This is a genomic window from Luteimonas sp. MC1895, from assembly GCF_016457215.1.
GTDB lineage: Bacteria > Pseudomonadota > Gammaproteobacteria > Xanthomonadales > Xanthomonadaceae > Luteimonas.
Genome location: NZ_JAEMDY010000003.1, coordinates 459,984 through 472,052 on the forward strand (window position 1 = coordinate 459,984; position 12,069 = coordinate 472,052).

The 12,069-nt window shown below is 68.2% G+C and carries 10 protein-coding genes; 1 reads left to right on the forward strand and 9 read right to left on the reverse strand.

The window, feature by feature from the left end; all coding sequences use genetic code 11:
* Positions 1 to 31: 31 nt before the first annotated feature.
* From prpB to JG616_RS10220, 5 genes are all read right to left on the reverse strand, one after another.
* A complete protein-coding gene (gene prpB, locus JG616_RS10200) occupies positions 32 to 913 on the reverse strand; it encodes a methylisocitrate lyase (protein WP_199392491.1) in 882 nt (293 codons plus the stop codon).
* Between the two features lie 116 nt (positions 914 to 1,029).
* Positions 1,030 to 2,916, reverse strand: a complete 1,887-nt coding sequence (gene prpE, locus JG616_RS10205) for a propionate--CoA ligase (RefSeq protein WP_199392492.1) — start codon at positions 2,914 to 2,916, stop codon at positions 1,030 to 1,032.
* Between the two features lie 592 nt (positions 2,917 to 3,508).
* The gene (locus JG616_RS10210) at positions 3,509 to 4,495 is read right to left on the reverse strand and encodes a malate dehydrogenase (RefSeq protein WP_199392493.1); all 987 of its coding nucleotides are present in this window, start codon (positions 4,493 to 4,495) and stop codon (positions 3,509 to 3,511) included.
* 100 nt (positions 4,496 to 4,595) lie between these two features.
* Positions 4,596 to 5,795, reverse strand: coding sequence for an aminotransferase class I/II-fold pyridoxal phosphate-dependent enzyme (locus JG616_RS10215; RefSeq protein ID WP_199392494.1), 1,200 nt, complete (start codon positions 5,793 to 5,795; stop codon positions 4,596 to 4,598).
* 104 nt (positions 5,796 to 5,899) lie between these two features.
* Entirely contained in the window at positions 5,900 to 6,394 is a 495-nt protein-coding gene (locus JG616_RS10220; protein WP_199363333.1) for a peptidylprolyl isomerase, read from the reverse strand.
* A gap of 190 nt (positions 6,395 to 6,584) precedes the next feature.
* Here JG616_RS10220 and typA point away from each other — a divergent pair, with 190 nt between their 5' ends.
* Entirely contained in the window at positions 6,585 to 8,432 is a 1,848-nt protein-coding gene (gene typA / locus JG616_RS10225) for a translational GTPase TypA (RefSeq protein WP_199363331.1), read from the forward strand.
* Between the two features lie 124 nt (positions 8,433 to 8,556).
* On the opposite strand, the gene JG616_RS10230 is transcribed toward typA, so the two are convergent.
* The 4 genes from JG616_RS10230 to rpoA form a co-directional block, all read right to left on the reverse strand.
* Positions 8,557 to 9,951 carry a 3-deoxy-7-phosphoheptulonate synthase class II gene (locus JG616_RS10230; protein ID WP_199392495.1) on the reverse strand — a complete coding sequence of 465 codons (1,395 nt, stop codon included), beginning with the start codon at positions 9,949 to 9,951 and terminating at the stop codon, positions 8,557 to 8,559.
* Between the two features lie 69 nt (positions 9,952 to 10,020).
* The gene (locus JG616_RS10235; RefSeq protein ID WP_199392496.1) at positions 10,021 to 10,539 is read right to left on the reverse strand and encodes a disulfide bond formation protein B; all 519 of its coding nucleotides are present in this window, start codon (positions 10,537 to 10,539) and stop codon (positions 10,021 to 10,023) included.
* 83 nt (positions 10,540 to 10,622) lie between these two features.
* Entirely contained in the window at positions 10,623 to 10,997 is a 375-nt protein-coding gene (gene rplQ, locus JG616_RS10240) for a 50S ribosomal protein L17 (protein WP_199363325.1), read from the reverse strand.
* A gap of 25 nt (positions 10,998 to 11,022) precedes the next feature.
* Complete coding sequence (gene rpoA, locus JG616_RS10245) at positions 11,023 to 12,021, reverse strand: DNA-directed RNA polymerase subunit alpha (protein WP_199363323.1); 999 nt, start codon at positions 12,019 to 12,021, stop codon at positions 11,023 to 11,025.
* Positions 12,022 to 12,069: the final 48 nt, after the last annotated feature.

Sequence of the window (12,069 nt, forward strand, 5' to 3'; positions counted from 1 at the left end):
GCGAGGCTGGCAGCGCTTCGCACGGCGCCGCTCAGTCCTTCGAGAACAGCGTGTCGAGCTTGTCCTCGTAGGCGTGGTAGCCGAGGAAGTCGTACAGCTCCGCACGCGTCTGCAGGGTGTCGATGATGTTCTTCTGCGTGCCCTCGCGGCGCACGGTCTCGTAGAAGTTCAGCGCCGCCTTGTTCATGGCGCGATAGGCGCCGCAGCAGTACAGCGCGATGTCGACACCGGCCGAGCGCAGCTCGTCGGTGGTGAAGAAGGGCGTGGAGCCGAACTCGGTGAGGTTGGCCAGGATCGGCACCTTCACCGCGTCCTTGAACTTGCGGTAGTCCTCGAGCGACTTCATCGCCTCGGGGAAGATCATGTCGGCGCCGGCTTCGACGTAGGCCACGGCGCGCTCGATCGCGGCATCGATGCCCTCGACGGCGGCGGCGTCGGTGCGCGCCATGATCACGAAGCCGGCTTCCATGCGGCCGTCCACCGCGGCCTTGACGCGATCGACCATCTCGCCCTTTGGCACCACTTCCTTGTTGGGACGGTGGCCGCAGCGCTTCTGGCCGACCTGGTCCTCCATGTGCACGGCGGCGACGCCAGCGCGCTCGAAGCTGCGGATGGTGCGCGAGATGTTGAAGGCGCCGCCCCAGCCGGTGTCGATGTCGACCAGCAGCGGAAGGCCGGTGGCCTCGACGATGCGACGGGCGTCGATCAGCACGTCCTCCATCGTGGAGATGCCGAGGTCAGGCATGCCCAGCGAGTTCGCGGCCACGCCGCCGCCCGACAGGTACAGCGCCTTGTAGCCGGTGCGCTTGGCCATCAGGCCGGCATAGGCGGTGATGGCGCCCATCACCTGCAGGGGGGATTCGTCGGCGACGGCGGCGCGGAAGCGCGCGCCTGCGGAAACATGCTCGGACATGGGACATTCTGCGTAGGGGATCGGCACCATTCTAACGGAGCCGGCAGGTGCCAAGCCCGCTGCCCGGAGGTGCAACCCGGACGCCCCGGGCGCGAAGCCGCGCCGCCTGCGGGACCTCAGCTACCGGCGTCGGCCCCGCGCTTGATCGCATCGGCGATCTCGCCCAGCGCCCCGGGATCGTCCAGGGTCGACAGGTCGCCCGGATCGCGATGCTCTGCCAGGGCCTGGATCGAGCGCCGCAGCAGCTTGCCCGAGCGCGTTTTGGGCAGTGACGCGACCACGTAGATCCGCGCCGGGCGCGCGATCGCGCCCAGCTGCTCCACCACCCTGCCCTGCATTTCGTGCGCGGCCAGCGACGCATCTGCGGCCTGCTTCAGCGTGGCGAACACCACCGGCACCTGGCCCTTGATCTCGTCGTGAACGCCGATCACCGCGACCTCGGCCACGCCCGGATGGCCCGACACCGATTCTTCGATCTCGCGCGTGCCCAGGCGATGCCCGGCGACGTTGATGACGTCGTCGGTGCGGCCGAGGATGTACGCATAGCCGTCCTCGTCGCGGATCGCCCAGTCCAGCGAGCTGTAGAGCGGCTCGCTGAAGTGGCTGAAGTAGCTGGCGATGAAGCGCTCGTCGTTGCGCCAGACCGTGCTCAGGCATCCCGGCGGCAGCGGCGGCTGGATCACCAGCACGCCCTTTTCGCCGGCCGGCGCGTCCTCGCCGGTGGCCTCGTCGATCACCCGCAGCCGGTAGCCCAGGTTCGGCAGGCCGGGAGAGCCCAGCTTGATGGGCTTCATGTCCAGCCCCGGCATCATGGTCAGCACCGGCCAGCCGGTCTCGGTCTGCCAGTAGTTGTCGATCACCGGCTTGCCCAGCACGCCGGAGATCCAGCGCGCGGTCGGCTCGTCCAGCGGTTCGCCGGCCAGGAACAGGTATTCCAGCTTCGACAGGTCGCGGTCGGTGATGTACGCGGTGTCGAACTTCTTCAGCACCCGCAGCGCTGTGGGCGCGGAAAACAGCGTGCGCACGCCGTAGCGTTCGCACAGCTCCCACCAGATGCCCGGATCCGGCCGGGTCGGCATTCCCTCGTAGATGATCGAAGTCGCGCCCGCGATCAGCGGCCCGTAGACGTTGTAGGAATGCCCCACCACCCAGCCGATGTCGGAGGTGGAGAACATCACCTGGCCGGGCCGGATGTCGTAGACCGCCCACATCGACAGCGCCAGCGCCACCGCGTAGCCGCCGACGTCGCGCTGCACGCCCTTGGGCGTGCCGGTGGTTCCGGAGGTGTAGAGGATGTAGCTGGGTTCGTTCGACTCCAGCCACTGCACGGGCACCTGCACGTCTTCATGGTCGCGCCGTAGCGTGGCGTAGTCGAAGTCACGACCCTCCTGCATCGCCACCTCGGCCAGCCCGCGGCTGACCACCAGCACGTGCGCGGGCGGATGCGCTGCCTGGGCCAGCGCGTCGTCCACCAGCGGCTTGAACGGGATGACCTTGCCGCCGCGGCTGCCGGCGTCGGCGCAGATCAGCACCTTCGGCTCGGCATCGTCGATCCGCAGCGCCAGGTTCTTCGCGGCGAAGCCGCCGAACACCACCGAGTGGATCGCGCCGATGCGCGCGCAGGCCAGCATCGCCACCACCGCATCCACGGTGTGCGGCATGTAGATCACCACCCGGTCGCCCTTGCCAACGCCCAGTGAGCCGAGCACGGCCGCGAACACGTTCACTTCGCGATGCAGCTCGCGGTAGCTCAGCTCGCGGACGCTGTCGGTCTCGGTGGAGTAGCCCACCAGCGCGAGCTGGTCGCCGCGATCCTCCAGATGCCGGTCGACAGCGTTGTGGCAGAGGTTGGTCTCGCCGCCGACGAACCATTTGCGGAACGGCGGGTTGGAGTAATCGAGGATCTTCTCCGGCGCCTTGTGCCAGTAAACAGCCTGCGCCTGTTCGGCCCAGAAGGCCTCCGGCTCCTCGACCGAACGCCGGTACACGTCTTCGTAGCGCATGGCGGTCTCCAAGTGTCCCGATCGAGGCTAGTCCGCCACGCCGCCACGCGCGCTACGACGTTGGTCGAATGCCTTCGCCGCACGATGTCCGGGGGCCGGACACGAAAAGGCTCTTTCCACACAGCGCGGGGTGATGGCGTGTGTGCCGGTGCACTTGGTGCGCCTGGTGCGCCTGGTGCGCTCTGGGGAGTCGATGGGGCGCGCTCCGTCGTGATCCGGGCTGTGGCGTTATTCGGCTTCGGACCGAAGATCAAAAGCGGGGCGCCCGTGTGGCCGGGCCCTGATCGTCAGGTCCGGTGAGGGCTCGATCGCTCCGGACGTAGGCGCGCTTGCTCCACCCGATCGCCCAGAAGGTCCAGGCCCGCCGTGGATGCAGGGGGAAGCCCAGAGCCGACCATGGATGGCCGGCGGCCGGATGATGGGAGCAGGGACGCGGAGACATCCGGCTGGGCATCCCCCTGCGTCCACGGCGGGCGGCGCGCATCTTCTTGAAGCAATGCCCCGCCGATCTTGAGAAGAGCCAAAACGAAAACGACCGGGCCAGGCCCGGTCGTTCCGATAGCGCCATTGCGGGACGGATCCCGCAGGCGTGTCAGCCCAGCAGGTGGGCGACGCCTTCGCGCTCTTCCTCGAGCTCGGCAAGCGTCTTGTCCATCGCCGCCCGGCTGAATTCGTCGATCTCGAGACCTTCGATCCGGGTGTACTCGCCGTTTTCGGTAGTCACAGCGACGCCGTAGATCACGCCCTCGGGGATGCCATAGCCGCCATCGGATGGCACGCCCATGGTCACCCACTTGCCGTTCGAACCCAGCACCCAGTCGCGGATGTGGTCGATGGCGGCGTTGGCGGCGGAGGCGGCCGAGGACAGGCCGCGGGCCTCGATGATCGCCGCACCGCGCTTGCCGACCTGCGGGATGAAGGCGTTCGCGTTCCAGTCGGCGTCGTTGATGCGGTCCTTCAGCGATTCGCCCTTGACGGTCGCGAAGCGGTAGTCGGGATACATGGTCGGGCTGTGGTTGCCCCAGACCACCAGCTTCTCGATGTCGCCCACAGCCACGCCGGCCTTGTTGGCCAGCTGGCTCAGCGCGCGGTTGTGGTCCAGGCGCAGCATCGCGGTGAAGTTCGTCGCCTTGAGGTCCGGCGCCGACTTCATCGCGATATAGGCATTGGTATTGGCCGGGTTGCCGACCACCAGCACCTTGACGTCGCGGCTGGCGACCTTGTTCAGCGCCGCACCCTGGGCGGTGAAGATCTTGGCGTTCTCCAGCAGCAGGTCCTTGCGCTCCATGCCCGGGCCGCGCGGGCGCGCGCCGACCAGGAGCGCGATGTCGGCGTCCTTGAACGCGACTTCGGGATCATCGGTGCCGACCATGCCGGCCAGCAGCGGGAACGCGCAGTCTTCCAGCTCCATCATCACGCCCTTGAGCGCGGCCTGGGCCTTGTCCATCGGCAGCTCGAGCAGCTGCAGGATCACGGGCTGGTCGCGGCCCAGCATCTCGCCGGAAGCGATGCGGAACAGGAGGGCGTAACCGATCTGGCCGGCGGCGCCGGTGACGGCAACTCGGACGGGGGTCTTCATGGGGTGGCTCCGATGGTGCGTGGGATTGGAGGGAATGCGTGTGCGGCGCAGGACGCGGCGACGGTCCGGGCCCGTGGATCCGGCCCGGACCGGCCAGGGCTCATTCGAGCTCGGCGAAGAATTCCTGGATGCGCGCAAGGCCCGGCGCCAGCTGCGGCGTCGGGCAGGTGTAGCTGATGCGCAGGCCGCGCGGCTCGCCGAAGGCCGAACCGGGCACGCAGGCCACGCCCTTCGCTTCAAGCAGGACGGCGCAGAACTCGACATCGTTGTTGATGACCTTGCCCGCGTGCGACTTGCCGAAGGCGCAGCTGATGTCGGGGAAGGCATAGAACGCGCCCTGCGGCACCGGGCAGACCACGCCGGGAATGGCATTGAGCGCGGCCACGACCTGGTCGCGCTTGCCCTGGAACTCGGCGCAGCGCGCGGCGGGCACGTCCTGCGGGCCCGACAGCGCGGCCGCGGCGGCGGCGGCCACGACTTCCGGCAGGCTGGTGATGTGGTTCGAGTTCATCGTGGTCACGGCCTGCGCCACGACCTCGGGGCCGGCCATCAGGCCGACGCGCCAGCCCGGCATGCCATAGGTCTTGGACAGCGAATCGACGAAGATCACGCGGTCGCGCAGCTCGGGGCGCGCGTGCACGAAGTTGTGGTAGCCGACGCCATCGAACACCATCGTGTTGTAGATGTCGTCGGTGATGATCCAGGTGTCGGGGTGGCGGGCGACGACGTCGGCCAGCGCCGCGACCTCGTCCTTCGTATAGACCATGCCCGTCGGGTTGGACGGGTTGTTGAACAGGAAGAGCTTCGGCCTCCTGGCCAACGCGGCGTCGAGCTGCTCCGGGGTCAGCTTGTAGTCCTGCTCCGCCGGGCACGGCAGCAGCTGGACGTCGGCGCCGACGATCTCGGCGATGTCCATGTAGCTGGTCCAGTACGGGGTGGCGAAGGCGAACCCGTCGCCCTCGTCCAGCAGCGCTTCGGCCAGGTTGTAGAGGATGTGCTTGGCGCCCACGCCGGTCGCGCAGTTGGCGCGGGCGTAGCCCGTCAGGCCCAGGCCGTCGAGATGGCCGATGAAGGCGTCGAGCAGGCCGGCGGCGCCGCGGTTGCTGCCGTACTGGCCGGAATCGACGTCCAGCGCCTTGCGGGCGGCGGCATAGACGTGCTCGCCGGGCAGGAAGTTGGGGACGCCGATCGAGAAGCTGATGATGTCGCGGCCTTCGGCCTTGAGGCGCTGGGCCGTTTCGGCCACCACCATGATCGCGCTGGGCTTGGCGCGACCCATGCGCTTGGCAAGCTGGGGCATTGCGGGAACCTCGGGAAGTGGAGTGGCGGGGCGCGCCGGGAAAGCCCGGAAAACGCGGTTTGCAGCCGCGTATTCTAGCATCGCGCCCCGCCGGGACCGCTGGCTCAGGCGGCCAGGATCCGGTTCCACTCGGCGACGCGGTCGGCCTTCGCGGCCAGCACGGTGTCGGCATCGCCCTCGATTTTCACCGACTTGATGGCGTCGCCCTGCTTGACGGCATCGACCACGTCCAGGCCTTCGGTGACCTTGCCGAACACGGTGTGCTTGCCATCCAGCCAGTCGGTCTTGATGTGGGTGATGAAGAACTGGCTGCCATTGGTGTTGGGGCCGGCGTTGGCCATGGACAGCACGCCGCGGTCGTGCTTCACGCCGTTGCTGGCCTCGTCCTCGAACTTGTAGCCGGGGCCGCCGGTCCCGGTGCCCTTGGGGCAGCCGCCCTGGATCATGAAGTCGGGAATGACGCGGTGGAAGGTCAGGCCATCGTAGAAGCCGCGCCTGGCGAGGTTCACGAAGCTGGCGACGGTCAGCGGGGCCTTGTCGGCGTAAAGCTCGACCTTGATCTGGCCACGGTCGGTGTCGAAAACGGCGTTCAGGGACATGTCGGGGATTCCTCGGGGGGTGTCGGGACGGGAGCTGGACCGGGCGGCGCCGGGCCGCGGACCTGAAGTGGAGCCACCCTGCCGCATTGCAACACTAGGTGGCGGGGGCCAGTGACAGTATAATGGTCGGCTTCCCCGCCACAGGCCCAATGCGCCCTGCCCCAAGAAGGCACGAGGTGCGGTTTTCCCGATGTCCATCGAACGCCTCCGCAACATCGCCATCGTCGCCCACGTCGACCACGGCAAGACCACCCTCGTCGACCAGCTGCTCAAGTCGTCCGGCACCCTTGACGAACGCGCCGCCGTCCCCGACCGCGTGATGGACAGCGGCGACATCGAAAAGGAACGTGGCATCACGATCCTGTCCAAGAACACCGCCATCCGCTGGACCAATCCGACCACCGGCGAGGTCTGGCGCATCAACATCGTCGACACCCCCGGCCACGCCGACTTCGGTGGCGAGGTCGAGCGCGTGCTGTCGATGGTCGACTCGGTGCTCGTGCTGGTCGACGCGATGGACGGCCCCATGCCGCAGACGCGCTTCGTGACCCAGAAGGCCTTCGCGATGGGCTTCCGGCCGATCGTCGTGGTGAACAAGGTCGACCGCCCGGGCGCGCGTCCCAGCTGGGTGCTGGACCAGACCTTCGACCTCTTCGACCGCCTCGGCGCCACCGACGACCAGCTCGACTTCCCGGTGGTCTACGCCTCCGGCCTCAACGGCTACGCCGGCCTCGAGGACACCGTGCGCAGCGGCGACATGACGCCCCTGTTCGAGGCGATCTGCGAGCACGTGCCCGCGCCGCCAGTCGATCCGGATGGCCCGTTCCAGATGCGCGTCACCTCGCTGGACTACAACAACTATGTCGGCGTGATCGGCATCGGCCGCGTCCAGCGTGGCAAGGTCAAGACCAACCAGTCGGTGACCGTCATCGCCGCCGACGGCAAGACCCGCAACGCCAAGGTGCTGCAGGTGCTCGGATTCATGGGTCTGGAGCGCGTCGAGGTGCAGGAAGCGCGCGCCGGCGACATCATCGCCTTCTCGGGCATCGAGGGCCTGGGCATCTCGGACACGCTGTGCGACCCCTCGGCGGTCGAGCAGCTGCCGGTGCTGACCGTCGACGAACCCACGATCTCGATGACCTTCCAGGTCAACGATTCGCCCTTCGCCGGCGTCAAGGACCGCTCGGGTGGCAAGTACCTCACCAGCCGCCAGCTGCGCGACCGCCTCACCCGCGAGACCGCGCACAACGTCGCGCTGCGGGTCGAGGACACCGCCGACGCCGACAAGTTCAAGGTGTCCGGCCGCGGCGAGCTGCACCTGTCGATCCTGATCGAGAACATGCGCCGCGAAGGCTACGAGCTGGCGGTGTCGCGCCCGGAAGTCATCGTGCGCACGGTTGATGGCGTGGTCGAGGAACCCTACGAGGCGCTGGTCGTCGACATGGACGAGCAGTTCCAGGGCGGCGTCATGGGCCGCCTGGGCGAGCGCAAGGCGCTGCTGCAGAACATGGAGCCCGACGGCAAGGGCCGCGTGCGCCTGGACTACATCATCCCGGCGCGTGGCCTGATCGGCTTCCAGACCGAGTTCAAGACGCTGACCGCCGGTACCGGCCTGCTCTTCCACGTCTTCGACCACTACGGTCCTAAGGCGGACGGCGACATCGGCCAGCGCAACAACGGCGTGCTGATCTCCAACGGCACCGGCCCCTCGCCCGCCTACGCGCAGATGGCGATGCAGGAACGTGGCCGGCTGTTCATCGAGCCGGGCGAGGAGATCTACGAGGGCCAGATCCTCGGCATCAACTCCAAGGACAACGACCTGACGGTCAATGCCCTGCGCGGCAAGCAGCTGACCAACTTCCGCGCGTCCGGCAAGGACGACGACGAGGGGCTGATCCCCGCGATCAAGTTCTCGCTCGAGCAGGCGCTGGAGTTCATCGACGACGACGAGCTGGTCGAGGTCACGCCGAAGCAGATCCGCCTGCGCAAGAAGCTGCGCACCGAGGTCGACCGCAAGCGGGCCAGCCGCGCGGCCTGATCGATCGGGGTCGACTCCGCCGCGGCCCCATCGCCGCGGCCCTGCCCAGCGCCGCCGCCGCATGATCCAGGCGGCGGCCGGGCACACGAAGACCGGCGGGGCCTGATGCCCCGCCGGCGTCGTTTCAGACGCTGACCGGCGCCTTGAGCTGCGCGTGCTTGCGCACGATCGCCATCGCGATTTCCAGCGACTGCTCGTAGTTGAGGCGCGGGTCCACCGTCGAGCGGTAGGCGCGCTCGAGGTCCACCTCGCCCAGGTCGCGAGCGCCGCCGGTGCACTCGGTGACGTCCTCGCCGGTCAGTTCGAGGTGCACGCCGCCCAGACGCGTGCCGGCGGCCGCGTGCAGGTCGAAGCTCTGTTCGATTTCGCTGCGGATGTTGTCGAAGCGGCGCGTCTTGTAGCCGTTGCTGGTCGCCTCGGTATTGCCGTGCATCGGATCGCAGACCCAGAGCACGCGCCGGCCTTCGCGCCGGACCGCGTCCAGCAACGGCGGCAGGCGGCCGGCCACCTGTCCCGCGCCCATCCGGCAGATCAGCGCAAGCCGCCCGGGCTCGTCGTCGGGATTGAGCAGGTCCGCCAGCCGCAGCAACTCGTCGGCGCCGACCGTGGGGCCGACCTTGACCGCCACCGGATTGCGGATGCCGCGGAAGTACTCGGCGTGCGCCCCATCCAGCGCGGCGGTGCGCATGCCGATCCACGGGAAGTGCGTGCTCAGGTTGAACCAGCCCCACTGCCGCGGCACCTGGCGGGTGAAGGCCTCCTCGTAGGGAAGCAGCAGCGCCTCGTGCGAGGTGAAGAAGTCGACCCGGTTGAGGTTGTGCACCTCGGCGCCCGACAGCGTCTCCATGAAGCGCACGGCCTCGCCGATGTTGGCGACCATGCGCTGGTATTCGTGGGCCAGCGGCGAATGCGTGACCCAGCCCAGGTCCCAGTATTCCGGGTGGTGCAGGTCGGCGAAGCCGCCGTCGACCAGGGCGCGCACGAAGTTCATCGTCATCGCCGAGCGCGCGTGCGCCTTGACCATGCGCCGCGGATCGGGGATGCGCGCCTGCGCGCTGAACCCGGGGCCGTTGACGATGTCGCCGCGATAGCTGGGAAGCGTGGTGTCGCCGCGCGTCTCCAGGTCGGCCGAGCGCGGCTTGGCGTACTGGCCGGCGAAGCGGCCCACGCGCACCACCGGCTGGCGCAGGCCGTGCACCAGCACCAGGCTCATCTGCAGCAGCACCTTCAGCCGGTTTGAAATCACCGTCGAGCTGCAGTCGGAAAAGTTCTCGGCACAGTCGCCGCCCTGCAGCAGGAAGCGCTTGCCTTCCTGGGCCTCGGCCAGCTGCTGCTTCAGCGCCTGGACTTCCCAGGACGTTACCAGCGGCGGAAGGTGGCGCAGTTCATCCTGGACGCCGGCGAGCTCGGCGGCGTCGGGGTAGCTCGGCATCTGCAGCGCGGTGCGCTCGCGCCAGCTGCCTGGATTCCAGTCCAGGGGCAGGTTCACGGGCCGGAGATTGCGTTCGTTGGCGGACATCGGGACTCGTCGGTGTTGCACTGCAGCGAGTCGACCATCATCCGCGCACCGGCGGATGATCGCAATGACTCAGCGCTGGCCGCGACGCCGCGTCTTGAACGCCGCCACCAGGAAGAACAGCCCCAGCAGCACGAACCACACCAGGCTCCATGCGGGCATCGACAGGCCCAGGAAGCTCCAGTCGACCGCGCTGCAGTCGCCCGAGCCGGTCAGCACGCGGCGAATCACGCCCGTGGTCGACATGGTCTCGCGCATGAACGACAGCGGCGGCAGGCAGCCGGGGATCTCGGGCGGGTTGAGCTGCAGCCAGACGTGGCGGCCCGCGAGGGCCATCCCGACCGCAGCCGCGATGAACCCCAGGAGGCCGTAGGCATGGCGGGAACCCGGCGTACGTGGCGCGTGCAGCCCGGCAACCAGGAACACCAGGCCCAGCGCGGCGAATGCCAGGCGCTGGAAGATGCACATCGGACAGGGCTCGAGGCCCCAGGCGAACTGCGAATAGATCGCGAAGCCGATCAGTGCCGCGCAGGCGGCGAAGCCCGCCAGGCACTGGCTGCGGAAGGTCCAGCGGAACGGATTGAAGGTCATCGGCAGGCTCGCGCAAAACGGAGGCCAAGATAGCAAAAACCCCGGCACGCAGGCCGGGGTTCTCACGTGCAGCGGTGCGCCACTTACTCGGCGGCGGCCTGCGGCCGGTCGACGAGCTCGACGTAGGCCATCGGCGCGTTGTCGCCGTCGCGGAAGCCGCACTTGATGATGCGCAGGTAGCCGCCCGGACGCTCGCGGTAACGCGGGCCCAGTTCGACGAACAGCTTGCCCACGGCTTCCTTGTCGCGCAGGCGCGAGAAGGCCAGGCGGCGGTTGGAAACGCCGTCGGTCTTGCCCATGGTGATCAGCGGCTCGGCGACGCGGCGAAGCTCCTTGGCCTTCGGGAGCGTGGTCTTGATCAGCTCGTGCTTGAGCAGCGACGCCGCCATGTTGGTGAACATGGCATCGCGGTGTGCGCTGGTGCGGCTGAACTTGCGGCCGGATTTCTGGTGGCGCATGGTCTTGGTTCCTGTCTGTCTTGTCTTAGCCGAGCATGCCGTGCGCCGAGACGCCGGCCGGCGGCCAGTTCTCGAGCTTCATGCCGAGCGAGAGGCCACGCTGGGCCAGCACTTCCTTGATCTCGGTGAGCGACTTCTTGCCGAGGTTCGGGGTCTTGAGCAGCTCGACTTCCGTCTTCTGGATCAGGTCGCCGATGTAGTAGATGCTCTCGGCCTTGAGGCAGTTGGCCGAACGCACCGTCAGCTCCAGGTCGTCGATCGGGCGCAGCAGCACCGGGTCGACGCCCGGGGTCGCGGCCTTCTGGCTCGCACCCTCGCGACGGGTGAAATCACCGAAAACGCTGAGCTGGTCGGTGAGGATGTCGGCGGCGGTGCGCACGGCTTCCTCGGCGTCGATCGTGCCGTTGGTCTCGATGTCCAGCACCAGCTTGTCGAGGTCGGTGCGCTGCTCGACGCGGGCCGCTTCGACCTCGTAGGCCACGCGGCGCACGGGCGAGAACGACGCGTCCAGCATCAGGCGACCGATGGCGCGGGTCTCCTCGTCCGGGCGACGACGCGCGGAGGCCGGCTGGTAGCCGAAGCCGCGCTCGATCTTCAGGCGCATGTTGATCGACGCATCCTTGGTCAGATGGCAGATCACGTGTTCGCCGTTCAGCACTTCCACGTTGTGGTCGGTCTTGATGTCGGCGGCGGTGACGACGCCCGGGCCGGACTTGGCCAGGGTGAGCGTCGAGCTGTCGCCGGTGCCCATGCGGATGGCGACGTCCTTGAGGTTCAACAGCACCTCGAGCACGTCTTCCTGCAGGCCTTCGATCGTGCTGTACTCATGCAGCACGCCGTCGATCTCGACCTCGGTGATGGCGAAGCCGGGGATCGACGACAGCAGCACGCGGCGCAGGGCATTGCCGAGCGTGTGGCCGTAGCCGCGCTCGAGCGGCTCGATCACGACCTTGGCGCGGTTGCCCGTGATGCGCTCGATCTGGGGGCCACGCGGGCGCAGGACCTGGTTGGCGGTAACCGTCATGTTTGGTGTCTCCTGGGGCCTGCCGGAGTGAACCGGCAGGCCGGGTGA